Here is a 20957-nt window from a genome sequence, read left to right as displayed (position 1 = left end):
TTCGGCATGCTGGAGCGCTGCGCCTTGCGCCATGGCAACGTCCACAGCGCCGATGGCTGGCGGGACGTTCTCGACCCCGTCATCGCCCGCTACGCGGAGCGCGACCTTTGCGGCCGGTTCTTCCGGGTCTATACCATACGCAAAAAACCCGGAGGTTTACCCCTCCGGGTTTTTCTCTGCGCTTTGACGAAATGCGCTAATCGCTGGTCAGGCGACAACCATCTTAATGATGGAATCCGGATCCTGCACAGCGCCCGAAGAGCCAGAGCCTTTCTTGATCTGCTGCACAGCATCCATGCCAGCGGTCACTTGGCCGACAATGGTATATTGCCCATCGAGCCAACTGCACGGGTCGAAGCAGATGAAAAATTGGCTGTTGGCGGAATTCGGATCCTGCGTGCGCGCCATGCCCACCGTGCCGGTGAGAAAGCTTGCATCCTGGGTAAATTCAGCCGGCAGGTCAGGTAGTTGGCTTCCGCCCGTGCCTGTGTTGGTCGGATCGCCAGTTTGCGCCATGAAGCCCGCGATCACACGAAAGAATTTACAGCCATTATAAAAACCCTGCGCGGTCAACGTGCGCAACCGCTCGGAAGCCAAAGGGGCCAGATCAGGACGCAATGTGATGGTGACTTCACCATATTTCAGCGTCATTTTAAGGTTATTGGAGGCCGTGGTTTCGGCCATCGCGTCGCTCATGGTAACTCCCGTCAGCAATGTAGCAGTTGTGGCTGTCATAAAGGTGCGGCGGCTGGTCATGCGTTTCCCTTCAATTTTGCCTGTGTTTTCTCATTTGTCAGCTTCGGCACGAAAGAAGAAATATCCCCTCCAAACGAAGCAATATCCTTCACAAAACGAGATGAAATGAATTGGTGGCGCTCGCTGGCCATCAAAAACACTGTCTCTATCTCGGAATCCAGCCGGTAATTCATACCCGCCATCTGGAATTCATAATCAAAATCGGACACAGCGCGCAAACCACGAAAGATCATCCGCGCCCCAACATCTTTGGCAAAATCGATCAACAATGTCGAAAAGGGACGGACCTCAACTTCAATCCCCGCCTTTTTCGCGACAGGCTCAACTTCGGCCTGCACAAGTGCCACGCGCTCTTCCAGGGAAAAAATCGGCCCTTTGCCGACATTCACCGCCACGCCAATGACCAACCGGTCGACCAACTTCGCCGCCCGCGTGATGATGTCGATATGCCCATTGGTGATCGGATCGAAAGTTCCCGGATAAAGCGCGACCCGCTCAATCATCCACGACCTCCTCCTGGTCGGGCTGATCTTCCTCGAGAACGGGGAAAACACTGGTGACCCGCTCATCTTCGTCAAGACGGAACAATGTCACGCCCATCGCCGTTCGGCCTGTCAACCTCACCTGATCCGCCGGCACACGGATGAGACGACCGCCATCAGTCACCAGCATCACGTCGTCACCTGGTTTAACCGCAAAGCTCGCCGCCACGGCATTGCCGTTGCGCTTGGCATTCAGTGTAATATTCGCCACCCCCTGACCGCCACGGCCCGTCACGCGATATTCGTAAGCCGAGGAGCGCTTGCCGAAACCTGAATCAGTAACGGTCAGCAAGATCTCCTCCGCTTCCGCCAATTCATGGATCTTTTCCTCGGAAAGAGACAAGTCGGCCACCGCCTCTTCTCCCTCTTCCACGGCTTCCCCCGCATCTTCCACCACGCTATTGCGCTGCTTCAAGTAAGCGGCACGCTCTTCCACACTGGCTTCGACATGCCGCAACACGCAAAGGCTCATCACCTCGTCAGACTGCGCCAAGCGGATGCCACGCACGCCAGTTGAGTCACGCCCGGAAAAAACACGCAATGTCTCATCCGTGATCTGGAAACGGATACAGCGCCCGCGCTTGGTGGCAAGGAAAACATCGTCCCCGTCCCGGCACGTGGCAACACCAATCAGATGATCGCCTTCATCCAGCTTCATGGCGATGAGCCCCGAGGCACGGACATTTCTGAAATCGGCAAGCTTGTTACGCCGCACATTGCCCGACGAAGTCGCGAAGACCAGATGCAGATTTTCCCACAGTGTTTCATCCTGCGGCAAGGGCAGCACCGTGGTGATCTGATCGGAACCAAGCTCGGGCAAAAGATTGACCAAGGCCCGCCCCTTGGTATTGGCGGCCGCCTCGGGCAGTCTCCACACTTTCTCCCGGTACACTTTTCCGCCCGAGGAGAAAAACAGCACGAACTGATGTGTATGGGCGTTGAAGCTGCGGGTGACAATGTCATCCCCACGTGTTGCCGCCGCCGAACGCCCACGCCCACCACGATTTTGCTGACGGAACACATCCAAAGGCGTGCGTTTAATGAAACCGTCGCGGGTGAGGGTGATCACCATCTGACCCGGTTCAATCAGACTCTCATCGTCAAGATCCGCATCAACATCCTCGATGGAAGACAGGCGCGGGCTGGCGATCTTGTCGCGCGCGATGACAATCTCGCTTTGCATGACCTCCAAGCGGCGGATGCGGCTGCCGATGATTTCCAGATATTCCTTGATCCTCTCGGCAACTTCCGCCAGTTCCGACTGAATCTTCTCGCGTTCCAACCCCGTGAGGCGCGCAAGACGCAATTCCAGAATCCCGCGCGCCTGGGCATCGGTAAGATGGATGGTATGCGCTTCGGAAACAGCATTTCCGGCATCATCCACCAAAGCCAGCAATGGCAGCACGTTCTCCACCGGCCAGCTACGTTCCATCAGCGCCGTGCGCGCCGTATTGGAGTCCGGCGCGGTCCGGATGATCCTTATGACTTCGTCGATATTCGCAACGGCGATACCAAGACCGATCAGCAGATGCGCACGGTCCCGTGCCTTGTTAAGATCGAACCGGGCCCGGCGAAGGATCACTTCTTCCCGAAATTCAATAAACAGGCCGAGAAGCTCCTTGAGGCCCATTTGACGGGGCTTGCCCCGGTCCAGCGCGAGCATATTGATGCCGAAACTCTGCTGCAGCTGGGTCAGACGATAGAGCTGGTTCAGCACCACCTCACCGGTCGCATCGCGCTTGAGTTCGACGACAATGCGCATGCCCTCACGGTCCGATTCATCGCGCAGATCCGCAATGCCCTCGATTTCCTTGGCGCGAACAAGATCGGCGATACGTTCCAGCAATGTGGATTTATTCACCTGGTACGGAATTTCCGTAACGATGATCGCTTCGCGGTCCTTGCGAATTTCCTCGATTACCGCGCGCGCGCGCATGATGATCGAGCCCTTGCCCGTCTCAAAGGCGTTACGGATTCCAGAGCGGCCGAGGATGATACCCGCCGTCGGAAAATCTGGACCGGGCACGATCTTCATCAGCTCTTCCAACGTGATCTCCGGGTTGGAAATCATCGCAAGCACCGCATCCATGATCTCTGTCGGATTATGCGGTGGGATATTCGTGGCCATGCCAACGGCAATGCCATTTGAGCCATTGATCAGCAGGTTCGGGAAAGCCGCGGGGAGAACTCTCGGTTCTTGCTCACTTTCATCGTAGTTCGACTGGAAATCGACAGTATCCTTGTCGATATCCGCCAATAGCAGCATTGCCGGCGGCGCCAAACGCATTTCAGTATAACGAGACGCGGCGGGATTATCTCCGTCGATAGAGCCAAAATTCCCCTGCCCGTCGATCAACGGCAAGCGCATGGAGAAACCCTGAGCCAGCCGCACGCCGGCCAGATATACCGCTTGGTCGCCATGCGGATGGTATTTACCCAGCACGTCACCAGTCATGCGAGCGGATTTACGGTAGGGTTTGTCCGGCGTGTTGTTCGCTTCGTTCATCGCATACAAAATGCGGCGGTGAACCGGCTTCAGACCATCCCGCGCATCGGGAAGCGCGCGCGAAACAATGACGGACATTGCGTAATCCAGATAGGATTTACGCATCTCCTGCTCAATTGAAACAGGCTCCTGCCCCCGGGGAGCCAAGGGGGAGGCGCCGGGCTCGTCAGTCATATCGTTCATGTCAGCTCAAAGAGTCGCGGTTATGGTTGCCGGTGAATAGCACGGACAACGCCAAAGCCTTGATTTTAATCACAAAATTTTTCCGCATTCTGAAGAATTTATAGCATGCGCCCAACGGCTTTACAAATCATCCTCCCCCGCTCCCCGAACACCTGCTTGGCGTTTGGTTTGCAAGCGGCTCGCGCGCAGAATGGCGCGTATATCGGCCAGGGCAATGTCGAGATCACGATTCTCAACAATGTAATCGAATTCCTGGGCGTGGCTGATCTCGGCCGCCGCATGCGCCATGCGGCTAGCAACTTGCTCCGGGCTGTCTCCACGTTTGACCAAACGGTTATGCAAAATCTCCAAGGATGGAGGCTTGATGAACACACCCACCACATCATCGCCAAGCCCTGCCCGCAACTGCCTGAAGCCCTGCCAGTCAATATCGAACATGACATCGCGCCCCGCTCGTAACGCCTCTTCCACCGGCCCACGTGGCGTACCATATGAGCGGCCAAAAACGCGCGCATATTCCAACAACTGGCCCTTTTCCACCATTTCGTCGAAACGTTCCTGCGGGATGAAGAAATAATGCTTTCCTTCCTTCTCGCCGGGCCGGCGCTCACGCGTGGTGACACTCACCGAGAGAGAGAGTTGGTCATCAATCTCCAACAAGGCCCTGGAAAGAGTCGTCTTACCGGCACCTGAGGGAGCCGCCAACACGAGACAAAGACCTCTCCTATTCAATGTTTTGCACCTGTTCACGCAATTGCTCGATAGCAGCCTTCAATGCGAGGCCAATATTCGTCAGCTCGGTCGAAGCCGACTTACTGCACAATGTATTGGCTTCCCGGTTAAACTCTTGCATCAGGAAGTCGAACTTCCGCCCAATGCCTCCCCCCTCCGTCAACAAGCTTCTCGCCGCGGAGATATGAGCGGAAAGACGATCCAGCTCCTCACGGACATCCGATTTGGTCGCCAGCAGCGCGATCTCCTGCGCGAGCCTTTCCTCGGACACCCCCTGAGCCCCAGCCAGCAGTTCCGCGACTTGAGCTGTCAAGCGCGCGCGATGCAACGCCGGTTGCCGAGAGGCTTCCAGGTGCGCCTGCTCATGCAACGTCTCGATCTCCTTGAGGTTAGCGAGAACGATGCCGGCGAGTTTATGCCCTTCTTCCGCCCTGGCTACGGCAAGCCCCTCCAAAGCCTCAGAAAAACAGGCCCGAGCCTCCTCAATGAGGGCCGCCTTTTCCTCTTCTCCTTCATCCTGGGGCGTGACGCTGCGCATCACCCCTGGCAAGGCAAGCAGCAACTCCGCACGCGGCGGCAAGGCACCTGGAATATTATCCGCAAGATCAATGGCCAATTGCTTGACCCGCTCCAACGCCACCATGTCAGGCTGTATCGTCGCCACATTGTCGCGCTTCAGGGTAAGGGTTCCCGAGACATTGCCTCGCCTCAGTTTCTTCGCCACCGCCTCCTTCAGGGTGAATTCGATCTCCTCCAACCCTGGCGGAAGCCGCAGTTTAACATCCAAGCCACGGCCATTCACGCTCCTCAATTCCCATATCAATGCGCAATGGCCACGCTCCCCCTGGGAACGGGCGAAACCCGTCATCGAGACGATCCGTACAGCTTCTGTCATGGACTGGCCTCTTAGCAGTTGAGTGCTAAACTCACCATATGCCGCCTCAGTCTCCTCAACGCCGGCTTACGTGGTGCCTTGGCATGTATGCCAGCGCGTCGACATGGTTGTTCAATGCGGCTCGGGCGGTTGCCACCGAACTCGCCCCCACCACCCTGTACCGAAGCATCTATCTGGAAACATTATGGCATCTCTCAAGGCTTCCAACGGGGCAGGTCATCGTTAAAACCCACCATCTGACCCCCTATCTGGCCAGATTCATGGAGGGAAATTCCGCCAGAATCCTGATCTCCATACGGGATCCCCGCGATGCCGTGACGTCTCTGATGCAGCATATGGGACAAAACTTCCCAAACGCCCTACGGCAGGTTGAGCGATCCGCCTGTTTTTGCAGCCGTTACGCGAAACGCGACAAATCATTCCTTTTTGTTTATGAGGCAAATTTCACCGAACGCCCCGAGACATTCGATCTTCTGGCTCAGGCATTTGATGGTGTATTATCCCCGGCTGCCAGGCAAAAATTATCGCTGAGTTCAACCCGGCAAGCTGTCGAAGCTCAAATCGCACGGCTTGAAAGCCTGCCGACAAGTTGGCGGAACCCTACGAACGGAGATCTCGTTGATACGGAAACTCAATGGCACATCCATCATGGCGGCCGAACTGGCGCGCAAGGACGTTGGCGGAATTTCCTGTCCGACGACGCTGTAAGGGAGATTGAACAGCGCTTGGCCGGGTTTATGGCTGAGTTTGGCTACCCAGCCTCAGCCACCCTTCGCAAAGAATAAAATTCCCTCAATACCCAAAACCAACAAAAACAAAATTCTTAGAATCTTAATAGACCCATAATATTGAAAAATTTTTATTTTATTAGTCAATCTTTAATCATTCGGCCCATATCATCCAGCCAACAAACAACGTATCTACAGATAAACCAAACCACAACTTAGGGTAATTACGAGGTGCAATTCATGGCCAGCAAAATATTGCACGGCATCACCCTTTGGGCTGTTCCACGTTTTCGCCGCTCGCCTCCCGATTCTCTCACCGAGCCCTCACGCACGACTGAGCTGAAGCATGCGCCTGCTAGCACCAATTTCAGGGTGGTGGAGGCCGTCTCCCTTGAAGAAAGCGTGGAAGAGCAAACACGCCCGACGACAGCACATTAAGGCGAATCTGGCGGGAGACGATTTCAGGCGACACCAGCCCGCAGCAGGTCGTGGATATGCAAAACCCCTATGGGTTTGGCGTCTTTTACAACAAACATGCATGTAATCTTGGCATCGCTCATCCGCGCCAAAGCCTGGGCCGCCATACTGTCGGCCGTGATCGTTTGAGGGGGGTGGCGTCGCCCCATGGCCGCATCCACGCGCATATCCCGGAAACCATCCTGGAATGCCCTGCGCAGGTCGCCATCGGTCAAAACACCTGTCAGATTCCCTTCCGCATCCACCACGGCGGCGATGCCAAAGCGCTTGGATGTCATTTCAACAATGCCTTGCGACAACATCATACCTTGGCGTATCAGGGGCATTTCGTCTCCTGTATGCATGATTTGCCCAACGGTCAGAAGCTGTGCGCCCAACTTGCCTCCAGGATGGTATCGCCGGAAATCAAGAGCAGAAAAACCGCGTCTCTCTAGCAAAAGCACGGCCAGCACATCGCCCGCCACAAGCTGCATGGTCGTGCTGGTGGTTGGCGCCAATCCGTTCGGACAAGCCTCTTCCGCCATGGGCAAAAACAACCCAATATCAGCCGCGCGCCCCAGCGCGGAATCCGGTTTGGACGTTATCGCTATCAGCTTATTTCCGAAACGGCGCGTATAGGTGATGATATTGGCTAATTCAGGCGCTTCACCAGACCAAGATAAAGCCAAAACCACGTCCCGCGGCGCGATCATCCCAAGATCGCCATGGCTTGCTTCCGCCGGATGCACAAAATGACTATGAGTGCCTGTACTGGCCAAGGTCGCCGCTATCTTGCGGCCGACATGACCCGATTTCCCCATGCCGGTGACGACCACAGCGCCACCGCTTTGTTCAATCGCCCTCACGGATTGGTAAAAGGCCTCTGAAAGCCCATTGCCAAGCGCCGCGCGCATGGCCGCGAGCCCGTCCATTTCCGTATCAATCGTATGCAAAATACGGTTCAGAGCCGCTTCCCTTTCAGGAAGACGCACATCTTGTTCCGCCATCGGGGTACTCACGGCCTCTGCTCCTTGGCCAGAGCATCAAAAACCATTAATCTCCCGAGCAACCCCTCGAAATCCTTGAGCGCGATCATATTCGGCCCGTCGGAAGGCGCATGGTCAGGGTCAGGGTGCGTTTCAATGAATAAGCCCGCAACACCAACCGCAACGGCGGCACGGGCCAAAACCGGCACAAACTCTCTCTGCCCTCCGGAAGAGCCGCCCTGCCCTCCTGGCTGTTGAACCGAATGCGTGGCATCGAAAATCACCGGCGCGCCATAAGAGGCCATAACCGGCAGCCCCCGAAAATCTGAAACAAGCGTATTGTAGCCAAAGCTGGTCCCACGTTCGGTCAGCATGACATGCGGATTACCGGATTGGATTAGCTTTTCGACAACATTCTTCATATCCCAGGGGGCCAAAAACTGCCCCTTTTTAACATTCACCACCGCGCCAGTGCCAGCAGCAGCCACCAACAGATCTGTCTGGCGGCAAAGAAAAGCCGGGATCTGCAATATATCGACAATTTCGGCGACAGGGGCGCATTGCTCGCGCTCATGCACATCCGTCAGAAGCGGCAAGCCAAGCCGCGCCTTGATGTCCGCGAATATTTGCAAGGAAGCCGCCAGCCCCACACCGCGCATACCGGACAGGCTGGTCCTGTTCGCCTTATCGAAAGAGGATTTAAAAACAAGTCCAATGCCAAGGCGTTCACAGATCTCTTTCAATGCACTGGCGCACTCAAACGCATGCGCAGCACTTTCAATCTGGCAGGGCCCAGCAATCACAGCCAACGGCAACGTATTGCCAAAACGCACCCCAGAAACCGCCACAACAGCGTCGGGCATAATGGCCGTCTTATTCATTTTCATCCTTTATATGGGCGAGCAATTCCATCCGATATACGCATAAAACGGGAAAAAACCAGAACACGCGGCATGGCGTCCTGGTTTGCCCAACTATGTCGTACGCTCTCAGCCCCCTTGATCAGTGGGTCCAGTTTTCCTTGCGATCAACCCTGAAATTATCCGCGTAGGATTTCGGTTTTTTCGCTCGATTCGCAGGAATTTCAATATCGTAGGGAATGCCTTCAGCCTCGGCGTAGGCAATGGCGGCCTCCCTGCTTTCAAAAGTCAGCCGGATCTGCTGACGCATATCATCGGAGCCGGTCCATCCCATCAAAGGGTCACGAAGTTTCGCCTTTTCCGGCTCGTACTGGAGAACCCAGCGATGTGTCCGCGCCATCCCAGACTGCATGGCCGACTTGGGGGGAAGAAAGATACGAGCCCTCATGCAAGTCACTCCTAACTGGTCGGGGCGCCCGGATTCGAACCGGGGGCCTCTTGTACCCAAAACAAGCGCGCTACCAGGCTGCGCCACGCCCCGAACTGCTTCCCGGCATTAGCCGCCGGAAAACGGCTTGGCAATCACCTTATCGCCAACATTGATATTATCCGCCGCCGTCACCCCACCTTTTAGTTCAAGCGTGGCCTTGACCGGCACCCCTGAGGAAATGGTGCTCAATGAATAAGGAACGGTGTTTTCCGCGATCGCCAAAATCGTGCCATCGGCGCCTATAAAAACCATGTCTTCCGGTACGGGACAATTCTTCATCCACATTTCGGAGATCTGTGGTTTCGGCCAGACAAACAACATGCCTTGATCGGCGGGGATATCGGTACGGAACATCTCCCCGGTCGTCTGCTCCTGCTGCGTGGTCGGCAACTCGACGGTAAAATGGTACATATCCCCGGAAGCTGTCTTGATTGTCAGCTGCTCGGTTGGCAGCTTGGGCTGCGGCCCCGTTGGGTCGTCATTCACCGGCTGCGCCAAAGCCTGACTAGCCACCAGCAAACCGGCCACCAAGGCCGGAGTAAAAATCTTCATGCAACCCCTCCGTGCCGTGCCTATGTGCCGAAGAGGCCGGTTCAAGGCAAGCTTGAACCACAAGCTGAAAATATTTTGGCCTATTGCCCCTTCAGCATAGCCTCAAGCCTGATATATGCGGCCTCCGCAGCCTCAGCCATCTCTTGGAGTTGGTTTTGTTTGAAAAAATGCCGAGCCCTTAGCGCGGAAACCCCGGCAAGCAGACCTTGCGCACGAATCAATCTGGCGATTTCCGCCATGTCATGAGTGGTCTCAGCGGAAACCAAATGCTCACCGACAAATTCCAACCCCACCTTGCTGCCAGCCGTCCAACGGCGTTTGGCACGACGCATCGCCCCGCCAACCATATGAAAAACGACCTCGTCCGGCAGATTGAAAAGGGTACCAAGGTCGATCAGAACACCTCCCGCTGATTCGTCCAGAACAAGGCAATTATAGATACCCCGGCTATACCCCTCCCCCACAATCAGTTTCGCGCTTTTAATGACCGGGGTCCGTGCCGTATTCCGTCTATCAGCAAAACTGGACTGAGGTGCGTCCCCCGCCTTGAGCGAGTGGGGATATGATTTGCCAGACAGCATCTCCGATCCTTTGCGCAGCACGTTATGTCCAAGACACGGCTTGGCAGCCAGCGGCACCGCGTCAGATGCTTCATTCATGCAAGCGAATGGTTAATGGAGGCTGAAGCCTGAAAATCGATCTTGATCTAGGTCAATGAGGCCGCGTGGCATTCGGACATAGGCGGAAAATCTATTTTCTGGGACGCCTTTACATGCCGATTTTGGACATTCAAGCCTTCCGGCGCACAACATTGAACACGGCCCCCTTCAAGCATCTGGTCGTGAAGGATTTCATCGCCTCCGGTCAGGCTGACGCCGCATTGCGGGATTTTCCGGCAATCGAGCATGCGGGCCTGCTTCCGGTCGAGGCAACCAAACCTGGCCCTGTTATCAAGGGCTTGGTCGATGAACTAACCCGGCCAGAGCTCACCGCGGCTTTTTCCGAAAAATTCGGAATCGACCTCACCGGGCGCCCGACGATGATAACGATTCGTGGCCGGGCCCAGGAGAGAGACGGGCGCATCCACACAGATAGCGAAGCCAAACTCGTCACCGCCTTACTCTATTTTAACAAGGATTGGCAGGACCAGGGAGGACGTTTACGCCTGCTGCGTAGTGGCACGGACCTGAATGACATGATCACCGAAGTGCCGCCCGCCCTGGGTACCCTGGTCGCGTTCCAACGTACGCATAATTCATTCCATGGGCATGAACCTTATGTCGGCGTGCGCCGCTATATAATGATCAACTGGATGGCGGGCAGCCTCGCCGCTCAACGCGAGTTGATGCGTCACCGCCTGTCCGCCCAAGCCAAGAAATTGCTGAATTATGCCTGAATCCATCAATCCGAGGGCAAACCTTCTCGCGAGTTTCGCAACCGCCAGGTTTCTGGCCTCGCCTTATCGGCACTGGCTCCTGAACGATGCCTTGCCCGACGCCACGCTGGATAAAATCTGTTCCCTTCCCCTTGAGCCCCCGGCGATCATGGATACGCAAGGCCGCCGTGAAACCCATAATTCCAGCCGCTTATTCTTCTCCCACGCGCAGCAGCAACATTTTCCGGTCTGTGCAGCCCTGACGGCGGCATTGCAGAGCCGCGACTGCGTCGCCAATCTTCAGGCTCTGACGGGCGCGACGCTGAAAGGCAGCTTTCTGCGAGTCGAGTACTGCCTGGACACGGATGGTTTCTGGTTAGAGCCCCATACCGATATTGGGGCAAAACTCTTCACAATGCTGATTTATCTAAACGATGCTCCCCCCGGGGAAGACTGGGGAACGGACATCTATGACAATCCAACTCAAAAGCGAGGCCCCGCCCCAGCCGGACACAACCACGGGTTGATCTTCGTACCAGGTCAAAATACTTGGCATGGATTTGAAAAACGACGGATAACCGGTGTCAGACGCACCCTAATTATCAATTACGTGACCCCGGAATGGCGGGCCAGACACGAACTCGCCTTTCCCGCCACCCCTATCGCTTGACCTAGATACTGGGCAAATATGGCACGATCTGGTGCCAGCCTTCCCAGATCATGTGCAAGGCAACGTAAAACACGATGGCGATCCCAATCCAGGCAACCCAAGGGTAGCGCTGCATGATGCGCGCTACCAATCCAGCGGCAATCCCCATCAATCCCACCGAAACCACCAAGCCTATTCCTAAAAGCACGGGATGTTCCCTTGCCGCGCCGGCGACAGCCAGAACATTGTCGAGGCTCATTGAGATGTCCGCGATGATGATTTTCCATATCGCGGCTCCCATGCCGGCCGGTGCGGCTCCTTGCTCCTCGGCCGCCTCCCGACCCTGGGCATAAAGCTCCCGAGCGGATTTCCAGACCACCCAGAGAAGCAATATGCCGCCCGCCAAGGTAAGCCCCACAATGGCCAGCAGCTTCACCGCGACTAGGGCAAAGGCGACTCGGATGACCGTGGCGCCGATAATGCCGATGAGAATGGCAACACGCCGCTGCTCCGGCTTCAGCCGCGCCACGGCTAAGCCGATCACGATGGCATTGTCCCCAGCCAACACCAGATCGATCAATAATATTTGGATCAGGATGGTGGTGAAACTGAGTATGTCCATGCTTTGGAACTGTCCTCGCTCCAGGCGGCTTGTCAACGTGTTTCCACGGCTTTAGGCCATGCCCAAAGTTTGCCGCCAGGAGTAACCCGATGATCCCTCGTTATACCCGTCCCCAGGCCGCCGCCATCTGGACGCAAGAAAACAAATACCGGATCTGGTTTGAAATCGAGGCTTGCGCCTGTGAAGCCATGGCTGAGCATGGCGCTATCCCGATGGAAGCGGCAAGGGAAATCCGTGCAAAAGGCGACGTGGCCATGGCGGCCTTCACCGAAGTCGACACGGCGGAAATCGATGCGATCGAAGCCGAAACCCGCCATGACGTGATCGCGTTTCTGACCTGGCTAGCCAAGAGAATCGGTGAGAACAGCCGGTTTGTTCATCTCGGGCTGACCTCTTCGGACGTATTGGACACATGCTTGGCCATACAATTGGCCCAAGCCGCCGACCTGCTGCTGGAAGATCTGGATAAGGTTCTGGAAGCACTAAAGAAACGGGCTCTTGAACATAAATATACGCTAACCATAGGCCGCAGCCATGGCATCCATGCCGAACCGACAAGTTTTGGTCTTAAGCTGGCTGGGCATTACGCTGAATTTGCACGAAACAAGCAACGCCTGATCACCGCGCGAGAGGAAATTGCGACTTGTGCCATTTCCGGCGCGGTGGGGACATTCGCGCATGTCGACCCGCGGGTGGAAGAATTCGTGGCCAAAAAACTTGGCTTAAAGCCCGAGCCGGTCTCGACCCAGGTCATTCCACGGGACCGTCACGCGGCTTTTTTCGCGGCACTGGCGGTAACCGCCTCCGGCGTCGAACGCTTGGCTACGGAGGTGCGCCATTTGCAGCGCTCAGAGGTCCGCGAAGCTGAGGAATTCTTCCATGCCGGGCAAAAAGGCAGCTCCGCCATGCCACACAAGCGCAACCCGGTGCTGTCCGAAAATCTCTGCGGTCTGGCCCGGTTGGTCCGCGCCGCCGTTATTCCCGCCCTGGAGAATGTCACCCTCTGGCATGAACGCGACATTTCTCATTCCTCAGTGGAGCGTGGCATCGGTCCAGACGCAACGGTGACGCTGGACTTCGCCTTGGTTCGGTTGGCCGGCATGATGGACAAGCTTACCATCTACCCGGAACAGATGGCCGCCAATGTGGAAAGCCTGGGGGGTGTGGTGCATTCCGGCGAGGTTCTGCTGGCCCTGGCCAAGGCTGGCATCCTTCGTGAAGATGCTTATAAAATCGTCCAGCGTAACGCCATGGCGACTTGGACGAAACTTGGCCGGGAGGATGCCAAAACCTTCCGTGAAAATCTTCTCGCCGATCCGGAAGTGGCTGGACGCGTCTCTGAAACCGTCATCGACAAGGCCATGAGCGCTGAAATGCACCACGCCCATGTCGAGACGATCTTCCAGCGGGTCTTCGGCTAAAGCACTCGGCCAGCACGGCGTTTCCTGATAAATATATCTTGGCCTTTGAAAGTTTTTGGGCAATTTGAACGAATGCAGAAAACCGCCTTCTTCCTACTTTTGTCGTTATTCGCCGCATCGCTCATATTTTTGTTCGAGCCTAGCTCGTTCAGCTATGAGCTAGCAGCCAGGCAGGGTTGGAATTGGCCTGAAAACCTGGCTCAGGCTTCCATGCTCGGACAAGGCATGTGGATGGCATTGCTATTCGGAGGCAGCTTTGCGGGATTGCTTCTGGCATTGATCGTCGGGGGCTGCATCGGCATGGCGCGCAACGCTCCTCCTAAACCGTCAAGACCGCACCTTGCCGATCAGAAAGAGGCGGCAACGACCGAGCAATTGCAGGTCGTTTGACCAGCAGGTTCAACCCCCTAAATATGCGGCATGGCTGAAATTTTTCAGGACCACATGCTGGTCTCGACACCGTTGCAGACGGAAATCGCGCATAGATGCCGGGCAGGCCGCTTTCCCGATGAACCGACCGCTGTGGCCAATGATCTAGGGCTTCTGGAGTTGCCTGGCGGCCATGTCACTCGTGTCTGGCTTTGCCATGCGGCGGATTGCGTCCTGCTTGATGATCTTGGACAGATCGTTCTAATCACCCGTCGGCATGCCCCTGGGCAGGGCAAGCAGGCATTACCGGGCGGTTTACTTGACTCGGACGGCGCAAAAGGCGTCGAACAATCCCGCCTAGCGGCCCTTCGGGAAGCAACCGAAGAGACCGGAATTTCGTCCATCCTATTGGCAAAAGCCGAAATCACGCAGCTTGGCCACCGCCGACATGAGCGCCCTTTCGACATACGCCGCGCCTGGAACAACCTTCCCGGCACCCCTGTGCGCAAGGACGAACTTTTCACGGTCTCCACGCTTGGGTTTAGGGTTAAAATCCATGGTGACTTGCACTCTATTCCCCTGGAAGCCGGCGACGATGCCACCGCCATCACAATCCGGCGCGCCCGCGATGTCGGAGCCGATGAGTTAGCCGTGCCAGACCATTACGACATGATCCGCGCCGCGCTTGATGTGTAGCATCATTCTTCATATCGGCTCTGACGGTGTCACGATCGCCGCCAACCGCGATGAGATGACAGACCGCCTCTGGGATAAACCGGCGGAATATTGGCCTGGCATTCATGGCGGCCGTGACAGGCTGGGCGGAGGCACATGGGCGGCCTTGAACCGACATGGCGTTTTTGCCGCATTGCTGAACAGAGATGGAACGCTCGGGCCAGCACCGGGCAAAACCAGCCGGGGTGGTTTACCTCTCCTGGCACTGGCGCATGAGCAAGCCGGCCAGGCCGCGACATACATGGCAACGCTCAACACACGGCATTACCGTAGCTTCAACCTTGTCCTCGCCGATTCACAAGGCGCTTTTCTATTACACGGGCAAGAACACGGCCTCCCCGCGCTTACTCCCCTCTCTCAAGGTGTGACCATGATCACATCGGGGGATCCCAATGACATGAACATACCCCGGATAGCACGGCATTTACCGCGCTTTCGTGCTGCAAATCCGCTGGAATGGCCACATCTTCTGGCCGACCGCGATGGCAGCCGGGCCGAACAGCTGAATATCCCGGCTACTCCTGGAGGATTTGGCACAATATGCGCCATGTCCGTTAGATTGCCGCGCTCTGCTCCACCCGAATATGCTTTTGCCGCCGGTCCACCCGATCAAGCTTCCTTCCATCGTATCTTCTGGCCCTAAAACAAGCTTGCCTCCCCCCGGATGGCTTGCAAAAATCTGACCGAAGTGTCATGTCTCGCCACGAATTTGGAGGGAGTCTCATGATAAGAATACTGTTCTTGATTGTATTCGTTATCTCGCTTTGGGTGCCGGCTTTTAACCGGGTCAATCCGACCCTGTTCGGTTTTCCATTTTTTTATTGGTACCAAATGCTGGTTGTGCTGATCGCCTCAGCCCTGATTTGGATTGTTTATAAGGCTGAAGATAAGGGAGAGGCCGAATAATGAGTCACTCCATTGCAATTATAGTTTTTGTTCTTCTCATCCTTTTCGTCATCGCGCTTGGCTTCATGGCCGGACGTTGGAAACAAGGCAATCTCGCCCATATTGAGGAATGGGGGCTTGGAGGCCGCCGCTTCGGTACATGGATTTCCTGGTTCCTGATCGGTGGCGATGTTTATACGGCCTACACCTTCATAGCTATTCCCGCGCTCATGTTCGGAGCGGGGGCAATTGGCTTCTTCGCTGTTCCCTATACCGTGGTTTGCTACCCGATCCTTTATCTGGTGTTTCCAAAACTATGGAAAGTCGCCCATAAATACGGCTATATCACGGGCCCTGAATTCGTGCGGGGGCGCTATGGCAATCGCTGGCTTGCCTTGGCTATCGGCGTTACCGGCATCGCCGCGACCATGCCTTATATCGCGCTTCAATTGATCGGTATGCAGGTGGTGATTGGCGCGCTCGGTATTCCTGGCCATATCCCCTTGATTGCGGCTTTTGCCGTTCTCGCGGCTTTCACCTGGACATCCGGCTTACGGGCTCCAGCCATGATCTCCATCGTCAAGGATCTGTTGATCTACTTAACTGTCATTGTCGCGGTCATCGCCATTCCCATCGCCATGGGCGGCTTTGGCAATATTTTCGCCAAAGTGCCACCGGCTAAACTGCTTCTAACGCCACCGCCAACAGGCAGCCTCGGTTCTTATTCCGGTTATGCGACCCTGGCCTTGGGGTCGGCCATGGCCTTGTTCCTGTATCCACACACGACCACGGGCATTCTGTCCTCGGCTGGACCCAAGGTTTTAAAACGCAACGCGGCCTTACTTCCCGCCTATACCATTCTTTTGGGCTTGCTGGCTCTTCTGGGGTATATGGCAATCGCCGCGGGTGTGGACAAACTCCCTCAATTCGCAGCTGGCTTTGCCCAATACAAGACGAGCTTTGCCGTGCCTGCCCTGATTCTGAATGAATTCCCGGACTGGTTTGTCGGTGTCGCCTTCGGTGCCATTGCCATCGGTGCCCTGGTTCCAGCCGCGATCATGGCCATTGCCTCGGCCAATATCTTCACAAGAGATATATACGAGCCCTTCATCAGCGGCTCAAAAGGCCAGTCGGAAACACGCATCGCCAAGCTTTTCGCCATGGTCATGGTGATTGGGGCGATGGTGTTTATCGTGGCCATTCCGACCAAGTTCGCCGTGCAGTTGCAGCTTCTCGGCGGCATGTGGGTCATCCAGACATTTCCAGCGATTGTTTTTTCCGTTTTCACCCGCTTTTTCAATGGCTGGGCTCTGTTGATCGGCTGGCTGACCGGCATCATCTCCGCCACTTGGCTGGTTGCGGAAAATTCCTTTGGAGCAACCTGGGTATTCCATATTTTTGGCTATACCGTGCCCAGCTATATCGCCCTGGCCACCGTGCTCTTGAATATGATCGTCGCAACCGTGCTGAGTTTTCCGCTTAACGGCATCGCGAACGACCGGCACAAGGATGAAACGCAGGCTGCTGATTACGCATAAGGCCGGCATCCTGGACTGAACCGAAAAACCTTCCAATTCGGAGACGAGTTGGGAGGTTTTTCACGGCATGCCGTATCGACCAACACAAGAAAATAGGCATAAAATTTTTATTTTTGTGCCGCCAAGCACAAAAATAAGGCATTTTATAAAAACAATAAAATGATCGAAAATTTATTGCTGTTTAATGGTATATACCCTCGAACTGCACCATACTGTCGAAGTACATAAAAAACAGGCAGGCAGTTTTTATCAATGGCGTTACGAAAAAAGATCTCGATATTTTGCTTCGCCGTCATTGCCAGCATGGCACTCTGGAAACCCGCTTTCGCGCAAACTCCCTCCCCGTTCGCTGAATGGCAATATTCATACGGCTTGCAATTACAGCGCCTTTTTGAGCCAACCGTTCCTAAATGGCAGGTCGAACTTGGTCTCGGTTCCCAGTTTGCCCCCGCAGCGGAAGGGTTGAAGCGTTATACCGTCCAAGGCGGTCCCGCGATCGACATACGCTATAAGGATATTGCTTTTCTCTCAAGCGGCGAAGGGTTAGGTGCCAATCTGTTCAGCTTCCGACATATCAGTGTGGGTGGCGCGATCAGTTATGATATGGGCCGCTCGCCCCATGTCGATGGCCGGGACCTGAACGGCCTGGGCACCATTCACCCCACGCCCGAGCTTAAATTCTTTGCAACCTCCGTGCTTTCCAAGAGTTTCCCGCTTACGATTCGCATCGACATCAGAAAACAGCTAGGCGCATCCTTTGGATATATCGGTGACATTGGCGCCTATATGCCGATGCCGGGGAGTTCTCAGAAATTTGCCTGGTTCTTTGGCCCAACCGTTACGTTCGCAGACGGACGTTACATGAACACCTATTTTGGGATCAGCCACAACCAAGCCGCCAGTTCACGCTACCCCTATTATAAGGCTCACGGAGGCTTCAAATCCACCGGTGTCGGCCTTTCAGCCAATTATTTCGTAACCTCGCACGTTATGGTGGACGTGAGCGCCGCCTACTCACGCCTGCTTGGCAGCGCTGGCGACAGCCCGATCACCCAAACCAGGGATGAGGGGACTGTCTCCTTGGCGGCCATTTATAAATTCTGACCCCTCATAAATGAGGCAATCGCTTAAAATATCCTGTCGATGATTTCCTCTCCGATACCAAACCCGGCTCCCATCTCAAGTGCCCGGCCAAATCCGGAGTTCAAAAAACCTCCCAACATTCCGCCCGCCTGCTGGGGATAGGCCGGCTGAGCCGGATACCCTTGCGGGTTTCCCCATGGTGAGGCTTGCGGCTGCTGGGCTTGATTTGCGACAAAACCATGCAGGGCCTGCAATAGATTGGAAACCTGATTTTGCTCAGCCTGGATCGCCAAGGCTATGCTTTTGAGATCCAAAAACCATTCGCGCGCGTTCTGGTCGCCTGCCTGAGCGGCCGTCTGGAGCTTTTGGGCCATGGTTTGCAACTCCATAACCGTCTGCCGGGCTTGAGCTTGTAGCTGATTATATTGATTATCAATGGTCTGAATGTCCATCTGACTCTCCTTATACAGCTCACGATATATATGGGATAAGGCCAAAATTCGACGGCTTCTTCGCCATAAGCCGCTCTTGTTGCAATAAATAACGAAGCAGCCTCCTTCTGTTTCAGGCCGCGCGCCTTGTGCCCCGCGCCGCGGCATAGGCAGCGCAAGCTTCGCCAAAAGCCCTGAATAAACGCAGCCTGTCGGGAAAATGCATAACCTCCCACTCGGGATGCCATTGGACCGCTAGCGCGAAATTTTTTGCATTTTCAACCCGCACGGCCTCGATTGTGCCATCCGGCGCCACCCCTTCGACCACCAGGGACGGGGCAAGCTGGTCGATCGCCTGACCATGTAGTGAGTTGACTTTGATCTCCCCTGCCCCCGAAATACAGGCAAGCTCTCCGGAGAGAGTCACATCATGCTGCAAGCGAAATCGGAATTCATTATCACCATCTCCGGCGCGATGATCCATACGGCCTTGCACCTTGTGAACTTCCTGAAACAGTGTTCCGCCTAATGCGACATTCAGTTCCTGCATGCCCCGGCAAATGCCCAGAATCGGCATGCCACGCTCCAATGCCATGCGAAGCAAGGGAAGAGTGGTGGCATCTCTTTCCGGATCATGAGCGTCAGGCGTCGCATCGTAATCGGCGCCATAACAGGTTGGCATTACATTGGAGGGAGAACCGTTAAACATGATGCCATCCAGCCTATCGAGAATGGGCAGCATCGCGTCCCCCTCGGGAGGAAGCAGCACAGGCATCGCATTGGCGCCCAGCATTAAAGCCTGGCCATAACGCGCTGGGGTCGCGTGCTGGATATAGCCGGAAATCAGTTTCGTGCAGGCGGGAATACCGATCAGGGTGGGGTTATGCATCTCATTTCACTCCGCAGGTCTAAAGCTTAAGCGTGGACGCGATAGCGCGACAAGCGCGGCTATTGCAGCACTGCCGAGCATGACAAACGCCATTGGCCGTGCCGTCCCATCCGCCAAGACGCCAACCCCCAGCCCGGCAACCGCCCCCCCAACATATTGAAGTGTCCCAAGCAGCGCGGCCGCCGATCCGGCATGGGCCTGATGGCGGGAAAGCGCACCGACCATGCAACAAGGAAAAAGCAACCCGAACGCGGCTTCGCACAGAAGCAACCCTCCGGCCAAAGGCAATCCGCCGATCGGGAAAACCGCCAGAACAACCAGCAAAATCGAACACACCAACTGCCAAACCACCATCACGGAAATGACCGGCGCAATGCCAAATCTGTTGACCAAAATCGGATTCAACTGACTATACCCAACATAAGCGATTGAATTTATACCGAAAAGTGCTGCATACTGTGTACTGGTCCAGTGGAAGCCGCCTTCAAATATTTGAGGAGAGCCACTCAGATAGGCGAACAGGCAGGCCGCGACGCAAGCTGTGATAATCGCATGCGTCAGGAACGAGCGTTCCCGGAAAATTTCCAGATAACGCGCGAATATCGCGCCTCCCTTGAGATGAGAACGGCGTTCCTGGGGCAAGGTATCCGGCAGGTACCGCCAAGCCATGCCCATCGCGATCACGCCGTAGAGGGTACATAATACAAAGATAAACCGCCAATTGGTAAACATAATGCACACCGCGCCAAGCATGGGGGCGCAAATCGGCGCCAACCCCATTGCCAGCATCAATTTCGACATCATTTTGGCGGCCGCGGGACCATCCACCAAATCGCGCACGACGGCCCGTGGAATCACGACACCGGCGGACGCCCCCAGAGCCGTGAAAAATCTAAAACAAATCAAAGAGCTGGCATTCCAACTCAAAGCGCACCCTAACGAAGCCATAATGTAAAGCGCCAAGCCGGCAAGCAGGGGGACACGGCGGCCAAACCTATCGGAGAGAGCCCCCTGGGTCATTTGTCCAATCGCCAACCCTATAAAATAAGTGGCAAGCGAGTATTGCGGCGCCGCTTGGCTATGAAAATCTTGCGCCAAGGCGGGAAAGGCCGGCAGATACATATCCGTTGAGATGGGTCCGACAGCGATCAGAAATCCAAGCAAGAAAGGTAATTTCGGCGTAACCGGACGGGACATGCCGGCCATTTAACGGTCTTCCGGCACGGGGAGAAGCCTAGCCTCGATATTCCCCGAAGCAACGCGCCGTGGGGGTC

25 protein-coding genes and 1 tRNA gene are annotated in these 20957 nt (G+C 55.6%); 11 read left to right on the top strand and 15 right to left on the bottom strand.

Features of this window, described 5'->3' with window-relative positions:
• Positions 1-207 precede the first annotated feature (207 nt).
• The 5 genes from AB7D48_RS14950 to AB7D48_RS14930 all read right to left on the bottom strand — a co-directional run bounded on the left by AB7D48_RS14950 (position 208) and on the right by AB7D48_RS14930 (position 5614).
• Positions 208-696 (bottom strand): peptidylprolyl isomerase, encoded by a 489-nt coding sequence (locus tag AB7D48_RS14950; protein ID WP_427980720.1) that lies wholly within the window; start codon positions 694-696, stop codon positions 208-210.
• A 56-nt stretch (positions 697-752) separates the two neighbouring features.
• A complete protein-coding gene (gene coaD, locus AB7D48_RS14945) occupies positions 753-1259 on the bottom strand; it encodes a pantetheine-phosphate adenylyltransferase (protein WP_427980706.1) in 507 nt (168 codons plus the stop codon).
• Complete coding sequence (gene gyrA / locus AB7D48_RS14940) at positions 1252-3987, bottom strand: DNA gyrase subunit A (protein WP_427980703.1); 2736 nt, start codon at positions 3985-3987, stop codon at positions 1252-1254. Before gyrA ends, coaD begins: the two co-directional genes overlap by 8 nt.
• 120 nt (positions 3988-4107) lie before the next feature.
• Entirely contained in the window at positions 4108-4719 is a 612-nt protein-coding gene (gene gmk / locus AB7D48_RS14935) for a guanylate kinase (RefSeq protein WP_427980701.1), read from the bottom strand.
• Positions 4712-5614, bottom strand: a complete 903-nt coding sequence (locus AB7D48_RS14930) for a YicC/YloC family endoribonuclease (protein WP_427980698.1) — start codon at positions 5612-5614, stop codon at positions 4712-4714. Before AB7D48_RS14930 ends, gmk begins: the two co-directional genes overlap by 8 nt.
• Positions 5615-5697: 83 nt before the next feature.
• Between AB7D48_RS14930 and AB7D48_RS14925 the strand changes: the two genes are divergently transcribed.
• Together AB7D48_RS14925 and AB7D48_RS14920 are read left to right on the top strand one after the other, a co-directional pair.
• A complete protein-coding gene (locus AB7D48_RS14925; protein WP_427980696.1) occupies positions 5698-6399 on the top strand; it encodes a hypothetical protein in 702 nt (233 codons plus the stop codon).
• Positions 6400-6582: 183 nt separating this feature from the next.
• Positions 6583-6780 carry a hypothetical protein gene (locus AB7D48_RS14920; RefSeq protein ID WP_427980693.1) on the top strand — a complete coding sequence of 66 codons (198 nt, stop codon included), beginning with the start codon at positions 6583-6585 and terminating at the stop codon, positions 6778-6780.
• 23 nt (positions 6781-6803) lie between these two features.
• Here AB7D48_RS14920 and AB7D48_RS14915 read toward each other — a convergent pair whose 3' ends face one another.
• From AB7D48_RS14915 to AB7D48_RS14890, 6 genes are all read right to left on the bottom strand, one after another.
• Positions 6804-7805: a KpsF/GutQ family sugar-phosphate isomerase gene (locus AB7D48_RS14915; protein ID WP_427980717.1), complete on the bottom strand. Its 1002-nt coding sequence runs from the start codon at positions 7803-7805 to the stop codon at positions 6804-6806.
• Positions 7806-7813: 8 nt separating this feature from the next.
• Positions 7814-8665, bottom strand: a complete 852-nt coding sequence (gene kdsA / locus AB7D48_RS14910) for a 3-deoxy-8-phosphooctulonate synthase (RefSeq protein ID WP_427980714.1) — start codon at positions 8663-8665, stop codon at positions 7814-7816.
• Between the two features lie 121 nt (positions 8666-8786).
• Positions 8787-9092 (bottom strand): ETC complex I subunit, encoded by a 306-nt coding sequence (locus AB7D48_RS14905; protein WP_427980691.1) that lies wholly within the window; start codon positions 9090-9092, stop codon positions 8787-8789.
• A gap of 16 nt (positions 9093-9108) precedes the next feature.
• Positions 9109-9185: transfer RNA gene (locus AB7D48_RS14900), tRNA-Pro, on the bottom strand.
• 15 nt (positions 9186-9200) lie between these two features.
• On the bottom strand, positions 9201-9662 hold the full coding sequence (locus AB7D48_RS14895; RefSeq protein ID WP_427980712.1) for a DUF192 domain-containing protein: 462 nt from the start codon (positions 9660-9662) through the stop codon (positions 9201-9203).
• A 104-nt stretch (positions 9663-9766) separates the two neighbouring features.
• A complete protein-coding gene (locus tag AB7D48_RS14890) occupies positions 9767-10345 on the bottom strand; it encodes a PilZ domain-containing protein (RefSeq protein WP_427980688.1) in 579 nt (192 codons plus the stop codon).
• A 113-nt stretch (positions 10346-10458) separates the two neighbouring features.
• On the opposite strand from AB7D48_RS14890, the gene AB7D48_RS14885 reads away from it, so the two are divergent.
• Both AB7D48_RS14885 and AB7D48_RS14880 read left to right on the top strand, forming a co-directional pair.
• Positions 10459-11082, top strand: coding sequence for a 2OG-Fe(II) oxygenase (locus tag AB7D48_RS14885; RefSeq protein WP_427980685.1), 624 nt, complete (start codon positions 10459-10461; stop codon positions 11080-11082).
• Positions 11075-11731 carry a 2OG-Fe(II) oxygenase gene (locus AB7D48_RS14880; RefSeq protein ID WP_427980683.1) on the top strand — a complete coding sequence of 219 codons (657 nt, stop codon included), beginning with the start codon at positions 11075-11077 and terminating at the stop codon, positions 11729-11731. The genes AB7D48_RS14885 and AB7D48_RS14880 overlap by 8 nt, the downstream gene beginning before the upstream one ends.
• A gap of 1 nt (position 11732) precedes the next feature.
• Here the strand turns inward: AB7D48_RS14880 and AB7D48_RS14875 are convergent, their stop codons facing one another.
• A complete protein-coding gene (locus AB7D48_RS14875) occupies positions 11733-12332 on the bottom strand; it encodes a YjbE family putative metal transport protein (protein ID WP_427980680.1) in 600 nt (199 codons plus the stop codon).
• 89 nt (positions 12333-12421) lie between these two features.
• Here AB7D48_RS14875 and purB point away from each other — a divergent pair, with 89 nt between their 5' ends.
• The 7 genes from purB to AB7D48_RS14840 all read left to right on the top strand — a co-directional run bounded on the left by purB (position 12422) and on the right by AB7D48_RS14840 (position 18384).
• Positions 12422-13753 carry an adenylosuccinate lyase gene (purB, locus tag AB7D48_RS14870; RefSeq protein ID WP_427980677.1) on the top strand — a complete coding sequence of 444 codons (1332 nt, stop codon included), beginning with the start codon at positions 12422-12424 and terminating at the stop codon, positions 13751-13753.
• Positions 13754-13825: 72 nt separating this feature from the next.
• Positions 13826-14143: a hypothetical protein gene (locus AB7D48_RS14865; RefSeq protein WP_427980675.1), complete on the top strand. Its 318-nt coding sequence runs from the start codon at positions 13826-13828 to the stop codon at positions 14141-14143.
• Between the two features lie 30 nt (positions 14144-14173).
• The gene (locus tag AB7D48_RS14860; protein WP_427980673.1) at positions 14174-14818 is read left to right on the top strand and encodes an NUDIX domain-containing protein; all 645 of its coding nucleotides are present in this window, start codon (positions 14174-14176) and stop codon (positions 14816-14818) included.
• A complete protein-coding gene (locus AB7D48_RS14855) occupies positions 14811-15500 on the top strand; it encodes an NRDE family protein (protein ID WP_427980670.1) in 690 nt (229 codons plus the stop codon). The genes AB7D48_RS14860 and AB7D48_RS14855 overlap by 8 nt, the downstream gene beginning before the upstream one ends.
• Positions 15501-15580: 80 nt before the next feature.
• On the top strand, positions 15581-15763 hold the full coding sequence (locus AB7D48_RS14850; RefSeq protein ID WP_427980668.1) for a DUF3311 domain-containing protein: 183 nt from the start codon (positions 15581-15583) through the stop codon (positions 15761-15763).
• Positions 15763-17280 carry a monocarboxylate uptake permease MctP gene (gene mctP / locus AB7D48_RS14845; RefSeq protein WP_427980665.1) on the top strand — a complete coding sequence of 506 codons (1518 nt, stop codon included), beginning with the start codon at positions 15763-15765 and terminating at the stop codon, positions 17278-17280. The genes AB7D48_RS14850 and mctP overlap by 1 nt, the downstream gene beginning before the upstream one ends.
• Positions 17281-17532: 252 nt before the next feature.
• Positions 17533-18384, top strand: coding sequence for a MipA/OmpV family protein (locus AB7D48_RS14840; RefSeq protein WP_427980663.1), 852 nt, complete (start codon positions 17533-17535; stop codon positions 18382-18384).
• A 23-nt stretch (positions 18385-18407) separates the two neighbouring features.
• Here the strand turns inward: AB7D48_RS14840 and AB7D48_RS14835 are convergent, their stop codons facing one another.
• From AB7D48_RS14835 to AB7D48_RS14825, 3 genes are all read right to left on the bottom strand, one after another.
• On the bottom strand, positions 18408-18815 hold the full coding sequence (locus AB7D48_RS14835; protein WP_427980660.1) for a hypothetical protein: 408 nt from the start codon (positions 18813-18815) through the stop codon (positions 18408-18410).
• Between the two features lie 112 nt (positions 18816-18927).
• Complete coding sequence (locus AB7D48_RS14830) at positions 18928-19683, bottom strand: gamma-glutamyl-gamma-aminobutyrate hydrolase family protein (RefSeq protein WP_427980658.1); 756 nt, start codon at positions 19681-19683, stop codon at positions 18928-18930.
• 6 nt (positions 19684-19689) lie between these two features.
• Entirely contained in the window at positions 19690-20889 is a 1200-nt protein-coding gene (locus AB7D48_RS14825; protein ID WP_427980655.1) for a multidrug effflux MFS transporter, read from the bottom strand.
• Positions 20890-20957 lie beyond the last annotated feature (68 nt).

The organism is Acidocella sp. (genome assembly GCF_050253495.1).
Lineage (GTDB): Bacteria > Pseudomonadota > Alphaproteobacteria > Acetobacterales > Acetobacteraceae > Acidocella.
Note: the sequence above shows the minus strand (reverse complement) of the source record. Positions and strands in the feature narration are given on the sequence as shown.